Source organism: Modestobacter marinus (genome assembly GCF_019799945.1).
GTDB classification, from domain to species: Bacteria; Actinomycetota; Actinomycetes; order Mycobacteriales; family Geodermatophilaceae; genus Modestobacter; species Modestobacter marinus_B.
In genome coordinates, this window is record NZ_JABGCH010000012.1 from 69,357 (window position 1) to 88,218 (window position 18,862).

Annotated in this window: 18 protein-coding genes; 9 read left to right on the forward strand and 9 right to left on the reverse strand. The window is 73.6% G+C overall.

All coding sequences use genetic code 11. The features are described 5' to 3' along the window. Positions 1–17: 17 nt before the first annotated feature. Positions 18–1,385: a KamA family radical SAM protein gene (locus HK417_RS12540; RefSeq protein ID WP_222266883.1), complete on the reverse strand. Its 1,368-nt coding sequence runs from the start codon at positions 1,383–1,385 to the stop codon at positions 18–20. A 129-nt stretch (positions 1,386–1,514) separates the two neighbouring features. On the opposite strand from HK417_RS12540, the gene HK417_RS12545 reads away from it, so the two are divergent. The 7 genes from HK417_RS12545 to HK417_RS12575 all read left to right on the forward strand — a co-directional run bounded on the left by HK417_RS12545 (position 1,515) and on the right by HK417_RS12575 (position 9,240). Further along, entirely contained in the window at positions 1,515–2,546 is a 1,032-nt protein-coding gene (locus tag HK417_RS12545) for an L-erythro-3,5-diaminohexanoate dehydrogenase (RefSeq protein ID WP_222266885.1), read from the forward strand. Then, the gene (locus tag HK417_RS12550) at positions 2,543–4,060 is read left to right on the forward strand and encodes an amidohydrolase (protein WP_222266887.1); all 1,518 of its coding nucleotides are present in this window, start codon (positions 2,543–2,545) and stop codon (positions 4,058–4,060) included. Before HK417_RS12545 ends, HK417_RS12550 begins: the two co-directional genes overlap by 4 nt. Positions 4,061–4,154: 94 nt before the next feature. Further along, positions 4,155–5,741 (forward strand): lysine 5,6-aminomutase subunit alpha, encoded by a 1,587-nt coding sequence (locus tag HK417_RS12555; RefSeq protein WP_222266889.1) that lies wholly within the window; start codon positions 4,155–4,157, stop codon positions 5,739–5,741. Further along, positions 5,734–6,507 (forward strand): OAM dimerization domain-containing protein, encoded by a 774-nt coding sequence (locus tag HK417_RS26460; RefSeq protein WP_222266891.1) that lies wholly within the window; start codon positions 5,734–5,736, stop codon positions 6,505–6,507. The genes HK417_RS12555 and HK417_RS26460 overlap by 8 nt, the downstream gene beginning before the upstream one ends. Then, complete coding sequence (locus tag HK417_RS12565; protein ID WP_222266893.1) at positions 6,504–6,905, forward strand: hotdog fold domain-containing protein; 402 nt, start codon at positions 6,504–6,506, stop codon at positions 6,903–6,905. The genes HK417_RS26460 and HK417_RS12565 overlap by 4 nt, the downstream gene beginning before the upstream one ends. A 29-nt stretch (positions 6,906–6,934) precedes the next feature. Further along, a complete protein-coding gene (lnt, locus tag HK417_RS12570) occupies positions 6,935–8,581 on the forward strand; it encodes an apolipoprotein N-acyltransferase (RefSeq protein ID WP_222266895.1) in 1,647 nt (548 codons plus the stop codon). 107 nt (positions 8,582–8,688) lie between these two features. Next, on the forward strand, positions 8,689–9,240 hold the full coding sequence (locus HK417_RS12575) for an FxsA family protein (protein WP_222266897.1): 552 nt from the start codon (positions 8,689–8,691) through the stop codon (positions 9,238–9,240). 135 nt (positions 9,241–9,375) lie between these two features. Here the strand turns inward: HK417_RS12575 and HK417_RS12580 are convergent, their stop codons facing one another. The 5 genes from HK417_RS12580 to HK417_RS12600 all read right to left on the reverse strand — a co-directional run bounded on the left by HK417_RS12580 (position 9,376) and on the right by HK417_RS12600 (position 13,733). Beyond that, a complete protein-coding gene (locus HK417_RS12580) occupies positions 9,376–9,720 on the reverse strand; it encodes an RNA polymerase-binding protein RbpA (protein WP_222266899.1) in 345 nt (114 codons plus the stop codon). Positions 9,721–9,903: 183 nt separating this feature from the next. Next, positions 9,904–10,638 (reverse strand): thymidine kinase, encoded by a 735-nt coding sequence (locus HK417_RS12585; protein ID WP_222266901.1) that lies wholly within the window; start codon positions 10,636–10,638, stop codon positions 9,904–9,906. Next, positions 10,635–12,011, reverse strand: coding sequence for an MFS transporter (locus tag HK417_RS12590; protein WP_308123545.1), 1,377 nt, complete (start codon positions 12,009–12,011; stop codon positions 10,635–10,637). Before HK417_RS12590 ends, HK417_RS12585 begins: the two co-directional genes overlap by 4 nt. 52 nt (positions 12,012–12,063) lie before the next feature. Then, a complete protein-coding gene (locus tag HK417_RS12595) occupies positions 12,064–12,960 on the reverse strand; it encodes a lysophospholipid acyltransferase family protein (protein ID WP_222266903.1) in 897 nt (298 codons plus the stop codon). Then, complete coding sequence (locus HK417_RS12600; protein WP_222266905.1) at positions 12,957–13,733, reverse strand: glycerophosphodiester phosphodiesterase; 777 nt, start codon at positions 13,731–13,733, stop codon at positions 12,957–12,959. The genes HK417_RS12595 and HK417_RS12600 overlap by 4 nt, the downstream gene beginning before the upstream one ends. A 114-nt stretch (positions 13,734–13,847) precedes the next feature. On the opposite strand from HK417_RS12600, the gene HK417_RS12605 reads away from it, so the two are divergent. Continuing rightward, the gene (locus tag HK417_RS12605) at positions 13,848–14,240 is read left to right on the forward strand and encodes a hypothetical protein (protein WP_261326498.1); all 393 of its coding nucleotides are present in this window, start codon (positions 13,848–13,850) and stop codon (positions 14,238–14,240) included. An 11-nt stretch (positions 14,241–14,251) separates the two neighbouring features. Here HK417_RS12605 and HK417_RS12610 read toward each other — a convergent pair whose 3' ends face one another. Beyond that, positions 14,252–14,503 carry a hypothetical protein gene (locus HK417_RS12610; RefSeq protein ID WP_222266907.1) on the reverse strand — a complete coding sequence of 84 codons (252 nt, stop codon included), beginning with the start codon at positions 14,501–14,503 and terminating at the stop codon, positions 14,252–14,254. A 152-nt stretch (positions 14,504–14,655) separates the two neighbouring features. On the opposite strand from HK417_RS12610, the gene HK417_RS12615 reads away from it, so the two are divergent. Then, positions 14,656–17,043 carry an ATP-binding cassette domain-containing protein gene (locus HK417_RS12615; RefSeq protein WP_222266908.1) on the forward strand — a complete coding sequence of 796 codons (2,388 nt, stop codon included), beginning with the start codon at positions 14,656–14,658 and terminating at the stop codon, positions 17,041–17,043. A gap of 564 nt (positions 17,044–17,607) precedes the next feature. Here the strand turns inward: HK417_RS12615 and HK417_RS12620 are convergent. Both HK417_RS12620 and HK417_RS12625 read right to left on the reverse strand, forming a co-directional pair. Further along, on the reverse strand, positions 17,608–17,982 hold the full coding sequence (locus HK417_RS12620) for a hypothetical protein (RefSeq protein WP_222266910.1): 375 nt from the start codon (positions 17,980–17,982) through the stop codon (positions 17,608–17,610). Positions 17,983–18,034: 52 nt separating this feature from the next. Beyond that, positions 18,035–18,862: hypothetical protein (locus HK417_RS12625; RefSeq protein WP_222266912.1), on the reverse strand; the 828-nt coding region annotated here is incomplete at its 5' end.

Consider the following 18,862-nt stretch of genomic DNA (forward strand, 5'->3'; position numbering starts at 1 on the left):
CTGATCGCCGGCCGACCTCACCCCACGGGCGACAGCGACGCGCCGATCCGCTGGGCGGCCCACCACTCCCGGCCCTCGGCGGGCAGCGTGTGGATCGGGTCGTAGTAGGTGTAGCGCCGGTCCAGCGCCGCCTCGTCGGCCCGCTCGATGCCGGTGCGGTAGTTCTTCGTCCAGTAGGAGATGCCGCGCACCTGGTCGTACTCGGCGACCTGGTGCACCCAGCGCTTGCCGACGAAGGGCACGTCGCAGACGATCCGCGGGGTGGCGAAGCCGGGCAGGTAGCCCATGAGATCGTGCTGCAGCGTCTGCGCCTGGGCGAGGGAGACCCGCCAGTGCTCGGCGCTGGGGATCATGTCGCACATGTAGAAGTAGTAGGGCGTGATCCCGGCGCCGTCGAGCAGCCCGAAGCACAGGTCGAGCAGCTGCCCGGCGGTGGCGTTGACCCCGGCCAGCAGCACGCCCTGGTTGCGCACGTCGCGCACCCCGGCGGCCAGCAGCGCCCCGGCGGCCTCGGCCACCAGCGGGGTCACCGACTGGGCGGCGTTGACGTGGGTGTGCACGGCGAGGGAGACCCCGCGCTCGCGCGCCGTCCCCGCCAGCCGGGTCATGCCCGCCACCACGTCGTCCTGCAGCCAGTGCTGCGGCAGGCCCATCAGCGCCTTGGAGGCCAGCCGGATGTCGCGGACCGACTCGATCTCCAGCAACCCGGCGACGAAGGCCTCGAGGTTGCGGAACGGCAGGTTGGCCACGTCCCCGCCGGAGACCACGACGTCCCGCACCCCGGGGGTGCGGCGCAGGTAGTCGAGCATCGCGCCCTGCCGGTCGACCGGCTTGAGGTCGAACTTGAGCTTGGCGACGGCGGGCGTGGAGTTGCCCACCAGGTCCATCCGGGTGCAGTGGCCGCAGTACTGCGGGCAGGTCGACAGCAGCTCGGCGAGCACCTTGGTGGGGTAGCGGTGGGTCAGCCCCTCCACCGCCCACATGTCGTGCTCGTGCAGCGAGTCGCGGGAGGCGTAGGGATGGCTGCCGTCCGCGCCGGGCAGCCGGTCGGAGGCGACGGGCAGCATGTACCGGCGGACCGGGTCGGCGAGCATCGCCGCCGTCGTGGGCACGGCGCCGGGGACCATCGTGTTGAGCATCTGCGGGGGCAGCAGCAGCGACATCGTCGCCCGGCCGGCCTGGTCGGCCTCGACGTCGGCGTAGAACGACTCGTCGAGCAGGTCCCCGTACACCCCGCGCAGCTGCCGGACGTTCTTCACGCAGTGCGCGCGCTGCCACTGGGCGCTGCGCCACTCGTCCTGGGTCACCCCGGCGAAGCCCGGCAGCCGGCGCCAGTCGGGCTCGACGAGCTCGCGCGCGGTGTACTCGTAAGGCTGCTCCAGCACCGGAACTCCCCGTCTCTCTCGGTCCGATCCACGACGACGAGATCAGCCTACGGGAAGATGTTCGGCAAACGGGCATGATCGCGATAGGTTCTGCGGTATCGGTGGCATACAGGTGGAGGGACGACGGTGGTGAGCGACCTGCTGCAGCGGAGTCTGGGGGTGCACCGCGTGCTCGAGCCGGCCGGGGTGCTGCCCCAGGCGGCCACCCGGCTGGACCCCGATCCGCGGATCGCCCCCGACGAGGTCCGCATCGCCGTCGAGCGGCTGAACCTCGACGCGGCCTCCTTCCGGCAGCTGACCGAGGCGCACGGCGGGGACGGCGACGCGGTGCGGGCCGCGGTGCTCGGGATCGTCGAGAGCCAGGGCAAGATGCACAACCCGGTCACCGGTTCCGGCGGCATGCTCGTCGGCACGGTCGAGGAGGTCGGCCCGGACTCGCCGCTGGGGCTCTGCCCCGGTGACCGGGTCGCCACGCTGGTCTCGCTCACCCTCACCCCGCTGCGCCTCACCGACGGGCTGGCCCGCTGGGACGGCCGCAGCGAGCAGGTCCCGGCGCAGGGGACGGCGGTGCTCTTCGCCCGGTCGATCGCCGCCGTCCTGCCCGACGACCTGCCCACCGAGGTCGCCCTCGCCGTCCTCGACGTGTGCGGCGCCCCGGCCGCCACCGAACGCGTGGTGCACCGCGCCGGCCACCGCCCCTCGGTGGCCGTGCTCGGCGCCGCCGGCAAGTCCGGCTGCCTGAGCCTGGCCGCCGCCCGCGACGCCCGGGCGGGCCGCCTGGTCGGCGTGGTGCGGAACGAGGCCGAGGCCGCCGCGCTGCGGGCCGCGGGGCTGGCCGACCAGGTGGTGGTCGCCGACGCGACCGACCCGCTGGCCCTCGCGGCCGCGGTGGGCCGGCCGGTCGACGTGACCGTGGTCTGCGTCGACGCACCCGGCGCGGAGCACGGGGCGCTGCTCGCGACGGCCGACGGCGGCACCGTGCTCTTCTTCTCCATGGCCACCTCCTTCTCGGCGGCGGCCCTGGGCGCGGAGGGGATGGCGGCGGACGTGACCATGCTGGTGGGCAACGGCTACACGCCGGGCCACGCCGCCCTGGCCCTGGACCTGTACCGGTGCACGCCGGGCGTGCGGGCGCTGATCGACCCGCGGGTGCGGGCATGACCGGCCTGCTGGTCACCGGGGTCACCGTCGGCGACCGCCCCGGCCGGGCGGTGCACGTCGTCGACGGGCGGATCGCCTGGCTCGGCGCCGCGGCGGACGCGCCGCCCGCCGGCCGGGTGGTGGACGGCGGGGGCGCGCTGCTCATCCCGGCCTTCGTCGACGCCCACGTGCACGCCACCGCGACCGGGCTCGCGCTGACCGGGCTGGCGCTGCACGGCGCGGACAGCCTGCGGGCCGCGGTGGCCACCGTCGCCGACCATGCCGCGGCGCAGCCCACCGGCACGGTGCTGGGCACCGGCTGGGACGAGACCGGCTGGCCCGAGGGGCGCGGTCTGACCCGGTCGGACGTGGACGCGGTGGTGGGGGAGCGGCCGGCCTACCTGGCCCGGGTCGACGTCCACTCCGCGACCGTCTCCACGGCGCTGCTCGACCGGGTGCCCGGGATCACCGGCCTGCCCGGCTTCTCCGCGGACGGCCGGCTGCGGCTCGACGCGCACCACGCCGCCCGGCAGGCCGCCTACGGCGCCGTCGACCCCGCGCAGCGCCGGGCCGCGCAGCGGGCCACCCTGGACGCCGCCGCGGCGTTGGGCGTCGGCACGGTGCACGAGATGGCCGGCCCGGAGGTGTCCAGCGCCGAGGACCTGGCCGGGCTGCTGGCGCTGGCCGGGGAGGCGCCCGGCCCGCGGGTGCTCGGGTACTGGGGGGAGCTGGCCTCGCGCGGCGGGCTGGACGTGGTCCGCGAGCTGGGCCTGGCCGGCGCGGGCGGCGACCTGTTCTGCGACGGCGCGTTCGGCTCGCACACCGCCGCGCTCTCCCGGCCCTACACCGACCGGCCGGAGAGCAGCGGCGCCCTGCGGTTCGACACCGCGCAGCTGGTCGACCACCTGCGCGCCTGCACGCTCGCCGGGGTGCAGGCCGGCTTCCACGTCATCGGGGACGCCGCGGTCGCCCAGGTGCTGGCCGCGGTCGGTGCCGTGGCCGACCAGCTGGGCCGGGACGCCGTGCGGGCCTGCCGGCACCGGCTGGAGCACCTGGAGATGGTGGACGAGGACGCGATCGACGCGTTGCGACGCTGCGGGATGGTGGCCAGCGTGCAGCCGGCGTTCGACGCGCTGTGGGGCGGCGCGGCGGGCATGTACGCCGAGCGCCTGGGCGTCGAGCGGGCCGCGGCCACCAACCCGTTCGCCGACCTGGTCGACGCCGGGGTGCCGCTGGCCCTGGGCAGCGACGCCCCGGTCACACCACTGGACCCCTGGGGCGGGGTGTACGCCGCCGTCGAGCACGCCACGCCCGGCTCCGCGCTGCGCCCGTTCGACGCCTTCGACGCCGGCACCCACGGGGGCTGGGTCGCCGCCCGCGCCGAGCACGCCGAGGGCCCGCTCGCCGTCGGCGCCGCCGCCGACCTCGCGCTGTGGGCCACCGGGGACACGCTGTCCGCCGTCCTGGCCACCCGCGCCCGCCCCACCTGCCGGCTGCTCGTGGTCGCCGGCCAGCCGATCGGAGACCTGCAATGAGGCGGAAGTGGCCATTTCTGCCCCTGGCCGGGGCGTGCCGTCACCACGTCGGGGCAGAAGTGGCCACTTCCGCCCGGGAGAGGGAGGGGACGCGATGAGCGGCAAGCTGGCGTTGAACCCGGTGCTGGTCGCCCGGGCGCGGGAGCTCGCCGCGCGGGCCGCCGCGCCGGTGGTGGAGCTGGCGCAGGCGCACACCACGGTCTCCGTCGAGCGCGCCGTGCTGCGGCTGGCCGGGCTCACCGGCACCGACCCGGTCACCGGTGACGGGCCCGAGCAGGACCGGGTGCCCTGGGTGAACCGCGTGGTGGACGCCGTCCGCGACCAGGTGGGCCTCGAGTCCGGCGTCGCGCTGCCGGTCTGGCACGCGCTCACCTCCGGCGCCGCCGGCAGCCTGCCGGAGCTCGCCGAGCAGGTCGGCGCCGGTACCGCGCGGTTCGCCGTCCCGACCGACCCGGAGCCCGCCCGGGAGGCCGCGCGGGCCGCCGTCGCCGCCGGCATCGCCTGGATCGACGCCAACCGCGCCCGCCGCGACGAGCTGGTCACCACCCTCGGCGACCCGCCCCGCCGGCCGTGGATCTACCTGATCGTCGCCACCGGCGACATCCACGAGGACATCCCGCAGGCCCAGGCCGCCGCCCGGGCCGGCGCGGACGTCATCGCGGTCATCCGGTCCACCGGGCAGTCGCTGCTGGACTACGTCCCCGAGGGCGCCACCCGCACCGGCTACGCGGGCACCTACGCCACGCAGGAGAACTTCCGGCTGATGCGCGCGGCGCTGGACGACGTCAGCCGCGAGCTGGGCCGCTACGTGCGGCTGACCAACTACGCCTCCGGGCTGTGCATGCCGGAGATCGCGGTGCTGGCCGGGCTGGAGCGGCTGGACATGATGCTCAACGACGCGATGTACGGGATCCTCTTCCGCGACATCAACCCGCGGCGGACGTTCGTCGACCAGCGGTTCAGCCGGATGGTCCACGCCCGCGCCGGAATCGTGATCAACACCGGCGAGGACAACTACCTCACCACCGCCGACGCCGTCGACGAGGCGCACACCGTCACCGTCAGCCAGCTGCTCAACGAGCGGCTGGCGCACGAGGCCGGCCTCGAGGACTGGCAGCTGGGTCTGGGGCACGCCTTCGAGATCGACCCGGACCGGCCGGAGTCCTTCCGGCTGGAGCTCGCGCACGCGCTGCTGGCCCGCGGCCTGTTCCCCGACGCGCCGCTGAAGTGGATGCCGCCGACCAAGCACATGACCGGGGACGTGTTCCGCGGCTACCTGCTCGACGGGTTCTTCAACCTGGCCGGGGTGCTCACCGGCCAGGGGATCCTGCTGGTCGGGATGATGACCGAGGCCGTGGTCACCCCGTGGCTGTCCGACCGGGACCTGGCGCTGCGCAACGTGCGCTACGTGCTGGACGCCGCGGGCAACCTCGCGGAGGACTTCCACCCGCAGCCGGGCGGGTTCATCGACCGCCGCGCGCACACGGTGCTGGCCGAGGCGGTGGACCTGCTGGAGCGGATCGCCGACCATCCGCAGGGGCTGATCCAGGCGATCGCCGACGGCACCTTCGGCATCACCCGGCGGTCCCCGGACGGCGGGAAGGGCCTGGACGGCGTCGTCCGGCTCGCCCCCGACGCGTACAACCCGGCGCTGGAGCTGCTGGAGGGCGTCCGTGTCTGACGGGACGATCGTCCGTCCCTACGGGGACACCACCGGCGACGGGATGGTGCAGACCTCGTTCACGCTGCCCGTCCCGCCCGGGCCGCGCGCCGACGGGGCCGCCCTGCAGCTGGCGCAGAAGATGGGCATCGAGCCGGCGATGGTGGTGCACAGCCACGGCATCGGCGGTGGGGGTGGGACGGCGGGCGACGGCGCGGCGTTCACGTTCTTCGTCGTCTACGGCAGCGTGCGGCACCTGGTCGACCTGGCCGCGGTGCAGGTCGAGGAGCGGGCGTACCCGCTGCTGTCGCCGTCCGAGGTGAACGCCGCGATCAAGACCCGGCTGCGGCGCAGCCTCGTCGTGCTGGGCGCGTGCATCGGCACCGACGCGCACACCGTCGGCATCGACGCGATCCTCAACCTCAAGGGCTTCGCGGGGGAGAAGGGTCTGGAGTACTACCGGGAGATGCAGGTCGCGAACCTCGGCGCGCAGGTCGGGGTCGCCGACCTGGTCCGCACCGCGCGCGACCGGCGGGCCGACGCCGTCCTGGTCTCCCAGGTGGTCACCCAGCGCGACGCGCACCTGCGCAACACCCGGGAGCTCGCCGGGGCGTTCCGCGAGGCGATGGGGGAGTCCCGTCCGCTGCTGGTGGTCGGCGGCCCGCGGTTCGACCCGGCGATGGCGGCCGAGCTCGGCGTCGACAAGGTCTTCGGCCGGGGGACGACGCCCGGCGAGGTCGCCAGCTACCTGGTGTCCGCACTCGTACCCGCAGAGGAGCCAGCATGACCGACCCCCGGCTGGGGCTGACCGTCACCCACCGCCGGTACGTGCAGTACGCGCACGCCCACTACGGCGGCGACCTGGTCGACGGCGCCTACACCCTGGGCCTGTTCGGCGACGTGGCCACCGAGGTGGCGATCCGCGGCGACGGCGACGAGGGGCTGCTCGCCGGCTACTCCGAGGTGCGCTTCCTCGCCCCGGTGCAGGCCGGGGACGTGCTGGAGGCCTCCTGCGAGGTGGTCCGGGTCGGCCGCCGCAGCCGCGAGCTGCGCTGCTGGGCCGAGGTCGTCGCCCGCGCCGAGCCGTCCCGCGGCGCCTCGGCGGCCCGGGTGCTCGAGCCGCCGCTGCGGGTGGTCGAGGCGGTCGCCACCCTCGTCGTCCCCGGGCCGGCCGCGACCTCCTGAGCGTCGTCCCGGCCGGTGCGCCCGCCGGGATGGGATGCTGGGGCGCGGTCGCCGCGGTGGCGGCCGGGGACGCGGGGAGGACGGCGGTGCCGGCAGTGGTCACGACCGGCACGCGCCCGGCCGACGCACCGGTGTCCGAGCCGCGCCGGCGCGGAGCCCGGCGGCTGCCCTGGCGCACGCTGCTGGCCGCGGCCGGCGGGCTGGCGCTGTTCCTGTCCTTCCCCGGGTGGGACCTGTCGGGGCTGGCCGTGCTCGGCCCGGCCGCGCTGGCCGTGGCGGTCCGCGGGCAGCGGGTGCGCGGCGGCCTCTGGCTCGGCCTGGTGCTGGGCCTGGTGTTCATGGTGCCGCTGCTGTCCTGGACCGGCGTCTACGTCGGCCCATTCCCGTGGCTGGCGCTGGCGGTCGCCGAGGCGCTGTACTTCGCGCTGCTCGGCGGCGCCGCGGCGCTGACCTCCCGGCTGCCCCTGTGGCCGGTGTGTGGCGCGGCGCTGTGGGTGGCCGACGAGGCGCTGCGCGGACGCTGGCCGCTGGGTGGTTTCCCCTGGGGGCGGCTGGGGTTCAGCCAGGCCGACACCCCGTTCACCGCCCTCGCCGCCTACGGCGGCGTGCCGCTGGTCGGCTTCGCGGTCGCCCTCACCGGCACGCTGCTGGCCGCCGGTGTGCTGGCGCTGCGCCGCCGCGCCCGGCGGACGGCGGCGCTCGCGCTGGCCGGGTTGCTCCTCGTGCCCGCCGTAGGTCTCCTCGCCGCGCTGCCGCTGGCCGGGCCGTCGCTGACCGAGGGCGGGCCCACCCGCACGGTCGCGGTGATCCAGGGCAACGTCCCCCGGGCCGGGCTGGACTTCAACGCCCAGCGCCGGGCGGTGCTCGACAACCACGCCGCGGAGACCGAGCGGCTGGCCGCCCGGGTGGCCGCCGGTGAGGTGGCCGCGCCGGACCTGGTCATCTGGCCGGAGAACAGCTCGGACATCGACCCGTACACCAACCGCGACGCGGCCGCGGTGATCACCCGGGCGGCCCGCGCCGTCGACGCGCCGATCCTGGTCGGCGCGGTCGTCGAGGGACCGGGCCGGTTCATCTCCAACACCGGCATCGTCTGGGACCCGGTCACCGGCGCGGGTGACACGTACGTCAAGCGGCACCCGGTGCCGCTCGCGGAGTACGTGCCCGCCCGGTCGTTCTTCCGGTTCTTCAGCCCGCTGATCGACCGGATCCACGACTTCGCGCACGGCAGCGAGGTCGGCAACCTCGACGTCGGCGGCGCCCGGGTCGGCGACGTCATCTGCTTCGAGGTGGCCTACGACGGGCTGGTGGCCGACGTCGTCCAGGGCGGCGCCGGGATGATCGTGGTGCAGACCAACAACGCCACGTTCGGCTACACCGACGAGACCGAGCAGCAACTGGCGATGGGCCGGCTGCGGGCCGTCGAGTTCGGCCGGACCGTCGTCGTCGCCGCGACCAGCGGGATCAGCGCCGTCATCGCGCCGGACGGGTCCCTGGCCCAGCGCTCGGGGCTGTTCACCGCCGCGACCTTCGTCGAGGAGATCGCCCAGCGCGACCAGCGGACGGTGGCCGAGCGGCTGGACTCCTGGCCGGAGTGGGTGCTCACCGCCGCCGGCGTCGGTGCGGTGCTCGCCGCCGCCGGACCGGCCCTGGTCCGGCGCCGTCGCGCCCGCTGAGCCGCTCTGCGCTGTCAGCGAACGCACAGCCGCCCGGAGCAAGATGGGCGTCTCGAGCGTTGACCGGGGTGCTGGCGGGGCGAGGGCCCCGCGGAGGAGGAGAGCACATGGCCACGGGCCACACCGCGCTGGGCTCCACCGCGCTGGGCGCCACCGGGTACCCGCGGCGCCGCGCCGGGTCCCGCTGGCGGACGGCGATCGGCCTGGGCGCGCTGGCGGAGGTCGCCGTCTTCGTCCTGGTGGCCGGGCAGATCGGCGTGGCGTGGACGATCCTGCTGACCGTGGCCACCAGCGCGCTGGGTGGAGCGCTGCTGGCCCGCCAGGGCACCCGGGCGCTGGGGGAGCTGCGGGAGCGAGCCCAGGGGCGCCGGCCGGCCGGGCGGGCGCTCGGCGACGCCGGGCTGGCGGCCGCGGGCGCCCTGCTCATGGTGCTGCCGGGGTTCCTCGGCGACCTGCTCGGGCTGGTGTGCGTCCTGCCCGGTACCCGCCGGCTGCCCCGGGCGCTGATCGCCCGGGGGATCGCCCGCCGGGTGCCCGACCGCTGGCTCGGCCCGGTCCGGGTCCGCGCGACCCGCGCCGAGCCGGTCGACGGCACCCGGTACCCCGGCCCGGCCGCACCCGGCGGCCCCCGGGTGATCGAGGGCGAGATCGCCCCCTGACCGGCCGGCCCCGGACACGACGTGGCCCCGGTGGGAGAACCCACCGGGGCCAGGCAGACGTGTCGGCCCCTCTGCAGGGTCCCGCGCCGGGCGTGCGAGGCGTGGGGGGCAGAGGGGTCCTTCAGGGGTCCTTCGTCAGCTGGCGCGGGTCCGCCGGCCGCGGAGCACCTCGAGCCGCTCGGCGAGGACCTCCTCGAGGTCGTCGACGGAGCGCCGCTCCAGGAGCATGTCCCAGTGGGTGCGCGGCGGCTTGACCTTCTTGGGAGCGGGCTCGGAGCCGCCGACGAGCTTGGCGGCGGAACCGTCGAACTTGCACTCCCAGGTGTCCGGGATCTCCGCGTCGTCGGCGAAGGGCACCGTCACGAGGTGTCCCTGAGGGCACCGGTACTCGGCGTACTGCCGCTCGATGGGCGCGGTGTTGCGCTCGGTCTCGTAGCTCACGCTGCCCAGTCGGCTTCCGCGCAGGGAACGCTCGCCCATGGCACACCGTCCTCTCGTGCTGATGTCGGTTCGTTCTGGACTGCCCGGACAGCCGCATGCTCACGCATCCGGTGCGGGGTGTCGCAGGTGTCAACGACAGATGAAGGAAAGAGATTCCGTGTCGTCCGGCCGACCATCATCGCATGGAGTGAGATATAGGGCTGAAGCCACCCCCCGGGGGGATCAGCGCAGCGCCAGCTGCCCCGGACCGGTCGGGGTGCGGCCGAGCTCGCCGCGGACGTAGTGCCGACGGCAGAGCACCTGGTAGCGCACCAGCGCGTCGTCGGCCGGCCCGGCGACGTCGTCGGGGGAGGACGCCGGCGCGGTGTCGGCGACCACCACGGTGGCGCCCTCCCGGACCATGGCCCCGCCCACCACCCGGGCGTTGAGCAGGCCGGGCAGACCGCACCAGCACAGCACCTGGACCTGCACCCGCTGCACGTCGTCGGCGAGCTCGAACAGCCGCTGCGTCCCGGGGAACAGCCGGGCGCGGAAGTCGGTGGTCAGGCCGAAGGCGTACACGTCGACGTGCGACTCGTCGACCAGCTCGGCCAGCTGCTCCACCTGCTCGCCGGTGAGGAACTGCGCCTCGTCGACGATCAGGTAGTCGACCCGGTGCCCGGCGGCCCAGTGGTCGCGTACCAGCAGTCGGACGTCGGTGCCGGCGTCCACCTCCAGGGCGGACCGCCGCAGCCCCACCCGGGAGCTGATCTGCGGGCTCCCGGACCGGTCGCCCTGGGTCAGCAGCAGCCCGTGCCGGCCCTGCCGGCGCTGGTTGTGGTCGACCTGCAGGGCCAGCGTCGACTTCCCGCAGTCCATCGGGCCGTGGAAGAACACCAGGTGCGCCGGCGCCGGGTGGCGCCGTCGGTCCCCGGCGGCGGGCACGAACGGAATCCCGTCCGGGGATGAGGGGGTCACAGACGCTCCGGGGGTGTGTTGCCGGCCTCGACGATCGCCTGCCGCATGTCCAGCTTGAGCAGCAGCCAGCCGCCGACGCCGAAGAACAGGACCAGGCTGACGATCGCGGAGCGGTAGGAGTCGGTGAGCTGGAAGGTCAGCGCGAACAGGAACGGGCCCAGCCAGCTGGTGCCGCGGTCGCTGATCTCGTAGAAGCCGAAGTACTCGGCCTCCTTGCCGGGCGGGATCAGCTGGCTGAACAGCGAGCGGGACAGCGCCTGCGTGCCGCCGAGCACGAAGCCGATGACCACCGCGAGCAGGTAGAACTGCACGGCCGCGCCGGCGGTGAGGAAGTAGGCGGCGACCAGCACGCCGGTCCAGACGACGAGCGCGCCGAGCACGGTGCGCCGCGCGCCGATCCGGGCCGCGATCCGGCCCATGCCCACGGCGCCGAAGAAGGCGACGACCTGCACCAGCAGGATCGCCGAGACCAGCGTGGTCTGGGACAGCTCCAGCTCCTCGGCGCCGTACTGGGCCGAGACGCCGATGACCGTCTGGACGCCGTCGTTGTACAGCAGGTACGCGGCGAGGAACCACAGCGTCAGCCGGTACCGGCGCAGGTCGCGCAGCGTGCCGCCGAGCTGGCGGAAGCTCGCCCGCAGCGGCCCGCCGGAGGCCGGCACCAGGGCCGCCTCCCGCGGCCGCCGGTTGCGCAGCAGGGTGATGCTGACGACGGCGAAGCCGGCCCACCAGACGCCGGCCGAGGCCAGGCAGATCCGCACCGCTTCGCCCTCGGTCAGCCCCAGCGCCTCGTACCGGGTGAACAGCACCAGGCTGGCGGCCAGCAGCAGGGCGCCGCCGAGGTAGCCGAAGGCCCAGCCCCGGCTGGACACCGCGTCCCGCTCGTCGGGCCCGGCGAGGTCGGGCAGCCAGGAGTAGTAGATGACCGTCGCCGCGCCGAAGCAGAGGTTGGCCACGACGTACAGGGCCGCGCCCAGCAGGTACCGCTGGTCGGCGACGAAGAACAGCGCCATGGTGCTCAGCGACCCGAGCGTGGCGAAGCCGGCGAGCAGCTGCCGCTTGTGCCCGGTGCGGTCGGCGAGGGCGCCGGTGACCGGCAGGACGACGACCTGCAGCAGCACCGACAGGGACAGCACGTAGCCGAACCAGCTGCCCGACGGCACGCTGATGCCCAGCGGGTGGATCCGGCCGTCGGCGTCCGCGGCCGCCTCGGCGATCGAGGTGAGGTACGGGGCTAGGAACACCGTCGTCACCGAGGTGTTGAAGGCCGACATCGCCCAGTCGTAGGAGTACCAGCCGCCCCGCTCCCGGCGCAGGGCGCGGTCGGCGGGGGAGGGGACCGGCGACTGCTGGGCCGGTGGCGCTGCGTTCACCGGCGCAGGGTGCCAGCCGGAGCGTGCCGGGTCCAGCACCGTCCGGAGCCGGTCACGGGATGTCCTCGGGGACGATGCCCCCGGGGAACGCGGCAACCGCCGTCGTCGGCCGGGTGGGGTCGCGGTAGGCGATCCGGTCCGCCGGCTCACCGGCCCGCAGCGGCACCAGCCCGCGGGTGAGGGCGGCGGCGATCCGGGTGCGGGCCCGGTTCACGTCCCCGACCCGCCCCAGTTGCAGGTCGTCCAGGTGCACGGCCGGGCCGATGTGCACCCGCAGCGCCGGCTGCACCCACAGGGCCCGCAGCATGGTGCGGAGCTTGCCCCAGTCGTTGGCGTACTGGAGCACCTCATGGGCGCCCCACTGGCTGACCGGGATGACCGGCACGCCGGCGCCCAGGGCGAGCCGGGCCAGCCCGGTGCGGCCCCGCTCCGGCCACCCGTCCGGCGCGAGCCCGACCCGGCCCTCCGGATAGGCGACGACGTGCCCGCCGTGGGCCAGCGCCACCTGGGTCACCCGCAGGGCGAGGACCGCGTCGTGGCTGCGCCGCTGCACCCGGATCCCGCCGGACCGCTCGAGAAGCGGACCGACGACCGGGGCGGACATGATCCCGCCGGTGGCCATGAACCGCGGGGTCAGGCCGGCCCGGTGCAGCGCCGCGGCGACCGTGAACATGTCGTAGTCCCCGATGTGGTTGACCGCCAGGAGCAGCGGCCCGCGCCGCCACTCCTCGGGCACGCTGCCGGTCACCTCCATCCGACCGAACAGGCCCACGACCGGCGACCAGACGCGCAGCATGAGCCGCCAGAACCACCACGGCGGAGCCGCGGCGATGGCCAGTTCCCGGGCGAACCACTCCGGGTCGTCCGGCGCCACCAGCGGCGCGAGGTCGTCGGGCAGCGGGGGAGCGGGTGGCCGCCAGGCGCGCAGCCGCCGACCGAGCCGGCTCACACCCCGGTCCACTCACCGCGGGCGACCAGCACGTCCCGGAGCATGGCGGGCCGGTCGGTCATGACGCCGTCGACGCCGAGGTCGAGCATCTCGGCGGCCTCCTGCTCGCTGTCCACGGTCCACACGTGCACCTGCAGCCCGCGGGCGTGCGCGGCGGCCAGGAACCGCTCGTCGACCAGCGGCCGGCCGCCCAGGGCCAGCGGCACCTGCGCGCACCCGGCCTGGATCTGCACCAGCCCGGCGGCGCGGGGGGAGTAGCTGGACAGCCGCAGCGCGGCGACCCCGCGGGGCCCCAGCGACGTGCAGACGTCCGGCCCGAACAGCCGGCGGGCCGCCGCGACCCGGGCGTCGGAGAACGAGGCGAGACAGATGCGGTCCTCGACGCCCATCCGGCGCACCGTGCGCACCAGGGGCGCCAGCACGCCGGCGGCCTTGATGTCGAGGTTGAACCGCACGTCCGGCCACGCTGAAAGCAGGTCCTCCAGCCGCAGGATCGGCTCGCGCCCACCGATCTGCGCCGCGCCGACCTCCCGCCACGGCAGGGACTCCACCCGGCCGTCCCGGTCGGTGACGCGGTCGAGCGTCGGGTCGTGGAAGACCACCAGGACGCCGTCGGCGGTCACCCGGACGTCGGTCTCCAGGTACCGGTACCCCAGCTTCACGCACGCCTCGAACGCGGGCATGGTGTTCTCGAGGTGCTCGATGGCGCCGCCACGGTGGGGCATCGCCAGCGGGGTCGGCCCGTCGAGGAAGGCAAAGCGCGATCCCGGCACGGGTCCACGCTAGTGCCGCCCGCCGACGCGCCGCCGAAGGGTCCGGGGACCGCGGACCCGGCGGCGTTGGCGTGTCCGCGGTCGGCGACCGCCCGCGCGTTCTACCGTTCCCCCGTGGCGGTGGAGCAGGGGACCGGCGCCCGCCAGGCGCACAGCCGGCGGGACGGCGAGGAGCGACGCTGCGGCTGGTGCCGCAGCGTGCTGCCTGTGCAGGAGTCGGTGGGGCGGCCGCGCCTCTACTGCGGCCAGGCCTGCCGGCAGCGGGCCTACGAGCAGCGCTCGGCGACGGCGAAGGCCGGCCTGTCCGACGACGTGGTGCTGGTGACCCGCGCGGAGCTTGACGGCCTGCAGGACCGGCTCTACCAGCTGCGCTGCGCGATCGAGGACGTGCAGACGCTGCTCACCGAACGGCCGACCAAGGCCGAGCTCGAACGGTCGCTCGAGGACCTGATCCGCTCGACCGGCCGCCTGGACCGGCTCTGGCTCAACGGCCGCGCCGCCGGCTGAGGCCGGTCGGCTCAGCGGTCGCCGTCGGAGTTCTCGTTCCGGTCCTCGTTCTCCCCGGACTCGTCGTCCTGCTCGTTGCTGTCCTGCTGGGGGATGGTCGGGCTCGAACCCTCGGTGTTGGTGGTGTCGTCGTCGGTCGTGCCGTCGTTGCGGCTGTCGCTGTTCTCGCCGCCACTGGGATCGCCGCAGGCGGTCAGCACGGCCGGGCCGCCGAAGAGGGCGAGCGCTGCGAGCAGGGCGGCCAGCGGACGTCGGATCTGCATGCCCCGACCCTAAGGAGGTCACGGCCGGTCCGCCCCTCGAAGCCCGGCGCACCGCCACGCCGCGGTCCCGGGGCGGGCACGATGGGTCCACCGGACGGAGACGGTCCTGAGAAGATCACCGTCGGCGCTGCGCCCCGACGGATGGAGACACGATGAGCATGGTCACGCGGACGGACAGCCGGTCGGCTGCACTGCACGCTGCCGACAGCCACGACCTGATCCGGGTGCACGGCGCGCGTGTGAACAACCTCAAGGACGTCAGCGTCGAGATCCCCAAGCGCCGCCTGACCGTGTTCACCGGCGTCTCCGGCTCGGGCAAGAGCTCGCTGGTGTTCGACACGATCGCCGCGGAGTCGCAGCGGCTGATCAACGAGACCTACAGCGCCTTCCTGCAGGGCTTCATGCCGTCGCTGGCGCGGCCCGAGGTCGACCTGCTGGACGGCCTGACGACGGCGATCATCGTCGACCAGGAGCGGATGGGCGCGAACCCCCGCTCCACCGTGGGCACCGCCACCGACGCCAACGCGATGCTGCGCATCCTGTTCAGCCGGCTCGGGCAGCCACACCTCGGCTCGCCCAACGCCTACTCGTTCAACATGCCCTCGGTCCGGGCCAGCGGCGCGATCACCGTGGAGCGCGGGGCCAAGACGAAGACCGAGAAGGCCACCTTCACCCGGCTCGGCGGCATGTGCCCGCGCTGCGAGGGCATGGGGTCGCTCAACGACTTCGACCTCACGGCCCTCTACGACGAGTCGAAGTCCCTGAGCGAGGGCGGCCTGATGGTGCCCGGCTACAGCATGGACGGCTGGTACGGCCGCCTGTTCCAGGGCATCGGCCTCGACCTGGACAAGCCGATCGGCAGGTTCACCAAGAAGGAGATGCACGACCTCCTCTACAAGGAGCCGACCAAGATCAAGGTCGAGGGCGTCAACCTCACCTACGAGGGCGTGATCCCGAAGGTGCAGAAGTCGATGCTGTCCAAGGACGTCGACGCGCTGCAGCCGCACGTGCGGCGCTTCGTGGAGCGCGCGGTGACGTTCACGACCTGCACCGAGTGCGGCGGCACCCGGCTCACCCAGGAGGCCCTGGGGTCGCGGATCCGGGGCAAGAACATCGCCGACGTCTGCGCGATGCAGATCACCGACCTGGCCTCCTGGGTGCGGGACCTCGACGAGCCCTCGGTGGCCCCGCTGCTCACCGGGCTGCAGCACCTGCTGGACTCCTTCGCGGAGATCGGCCTCGGCTACCTCAGCCTCGACCGCCCCTCGGGCACGCTGTCCGGCGGTGAGGCGCAGCGCACCAAGATGATCCGCCACCTCGGGTCGTCGCTCACCGATGTCACCTACGTCTTCGACGAGCCGACGATCGGGCTGCACCCGCACGACATCCAGCGGATGAACGGCCTGCTGCTGCAGCTGCGCGACAAGGGCAACACCGTGCTGGTGGTGGAGCACAAGCCGGAGGCGATCGCGATCGCCGACCACGTCGTCGACCTCGGCCCGGGTGCCGGCACCGGTGGCGGCGAGGTGGTCTTCGAGGGCACCGTGGAGGGTCTGCGGACCAGCGGCACGCTGACCGGGCGGCACCTGGACGACCGGGCCTCGCTGAAGCCGTCGGTGCGGACGTCGTCGGGGGCGATGGAGGTGCGCGGCGCCGGCACCCACAACCTGCAGGACGTCGACGTCGACATCCCGCTCGGGGTGCTCTGCGTGGTCACCGGCGTCGCCGGCTCGGGGAAGAGCTCGCTGATCCACGGCTCGGTGGCCGGGCGGGACGGCGTGGTGGTGGTCGACCAGGGCGCCATCCGGGGCTCGCGACGGAGCAACCCGGCCACGTACACCGGCCTGCTCGAGCCGATCCGCAAGGCGTTCGCCAAGGCCAACGGGGTGAAGCCGGCGCTGTTCAGCTCGAACTCCGAGGGCGCCTGCCCGACCTGCAACGGCGCCGGCGTCATCTACACCGACCTGGGGGTCATGGCGACCGTCGAGTCCCCCTGCGAGGAGTGCGAGGGGAAGCGGTTCCAGGCCGCGGTGCTCGAGTACACGCTGGGCGGCCAGAACATCTCCGAGGTCCTCGCGATGTCGGTGACCGAGGCCGAGGAGTTCTTCGGCGACGGCGCGGCGCGGCTGCCGGCGGCCCACGCGATCCTGTCCCGGCTGGCCGACGTCGGGCTCGGCTACCTCACCCTCGGCCAGCCGCTGACCACGCTGTCCGGCGGCGAGCGGCAGCGGCTCAAGCTGGCCGCGCAGATGGCCGAGAAGGGCGACGTCTACGTCCTCGACGAGCCGACCACCGGCCTGCACCTCGCCGACGTCGAGCAGCTGCTCGGCCTGCTCGACCGGCTCGTCGACTCCGGTCGCTCGGTCATCGTCATCGAGCACCACCAGGCGGTCATGGCGCACGCCGACTGGATCATCGACCTCGGTCCCGGCGCCGGCCACGACGGCGGCCGGATCGTCTTCGAGGGCACGCCCGCCGACCTCGTCGCCGACCGGTCCACCCTGACCGGCGGGCACCTGGCGGCCTACGTCGGCGGCTGACATCCAGCCATCCCACCCTGATTCCGTCAGAGTGACGGAATCAGGGTGGGATGGCTGGACGGGGAGAGGGGACCCGGATCGCGGGAGCCGGTCGACGAGCCGTCGTGGACCTCCCAGACGCGATCAACTCGAGGGGGGTCGCGTCGCCGTCGGAGCTGGGACATGGCCGGCGAGCAGCTGATGATCATGGAACCACCTGGGAGCTCGATGATCATCAGTCGGCCAACGACAACGGCGGTCTCAGTGGTCGACGCGCACCGGGGCGTCGACGATTAGACGCCGACGGCAGTCGCAGCAGGCCGACGACGCGGCGCCGGCGCCACGACGACAGTGAAGCGACGCCACCGACCGGAGACGTCGCAGGCAGGTCGACTGTCCAGTATCAATAGATTTGGCCTGCACGGCCCGCTTGCTGGCCACATACGATGATACGGCTGGGCGACGGCTGTCTCATCGTTTCTGGTACGTCCGTAGGTCGGGACTACGTGCCCCGTACCACCACGGTGCTGCTGTGGGCCATCTCGTCCGTGCGCAGCGTAGGAGAGGGAGAACCGCAAGGCGTAGTCACAGGGGCAGGCTGTTACCTATAAGAGTGGCGATCAGGCCATTATGATGTACGGCGACGACGGTACCGCGTGATGGGCAAACAATCACGAGGTCGGCACCAACGAAGACGTCGTCGTAATGATCCGTGTACTGGGTCACGAAGTCTTCGAGGGATTCGGCCGTGGTGAAGAAGGGACCTGCGGATGCACGGTAACTCTGCTCGGTCACAATGACCAGTAAGCCTGCGACCAGAGTCGCGCAGTGCTCGAGTAGGGCGGCATCCACCGAAGCCGGCTCAAGATCGTCGATCGGAAAGGTGGCCCAAACGGCTGGCTCCAAACCAATCACCTCCTCGAGGTCGTAGCCGTGTGAGCCCGGGAGTACCTCGGCCAAGATATGCTCAGCTAATGCCCAGTTCGGATGGGCTTTCGTACGCGAGTTCTCCCTAGCCACGCTTCCACGTCTCCTGTCCGGAAATGAATGCCTTGTCAGTCACCCGCCACCCCCCCTTCGGCCCACGGTCTGGGTCGCGTAGTTCGCGGACCGTCACATGGGGGCCCTCATTTGTAGTCGCGTGACCCTTAGGTTCCCACTCAATCTTGACAGTTGTCCCATCCGGACGCTCCCCTTGCCACCAACCTGGTTTGATCTCTGTTAGCTCGTCCAACGATCCGCCAGCCGCCTCATTCGCCACGTCCAACAGCTCCTCCTGATCCTCGACTAAGTGACGCTCGCCTCGCTCTTCCGTTGGCGGAGGGTCGGCACCGGCTTCTGTAGCTTGACCTTCGTGTGCCTCGGACTGACCGGGTTCGGCGTTCTCGGTGGCGTCCAGCACTACCGCGTTGACCGGCTCGACCGGATCACCCACCGGCCGCACCGACTCCACCGGATCACCCACCGGCCGCACCGACTCCACCGGATCACCCACCGGCCGCACCGACTCCACCGGATCACCCACCGGCCGCACCGACTCCACCGGATCACCCACCGGCCGCACCGACTCCACCGGATCACCCACCGGCCGCACCGACTCCACCGGATCACCCACCGGCCGCACCGACTCCACCGGATCACCCACCGGCACAGCCTCAACCGACTCGATGCTCGACGGCAGTTCCGCTCGACCCGGCTCCCTCGACGACGCCGGCGGATGCACGTCAGCCGTCGGCCCAAGCCCAGCTGAGTCGACGCGGTCCTGCTGCTCGGCCTGGGCTTCGGCCTGGGTCTCGGCCTGGGCTTCGGCCTGGGTCTCGGCCTGGGTCTCGGCCTGGGT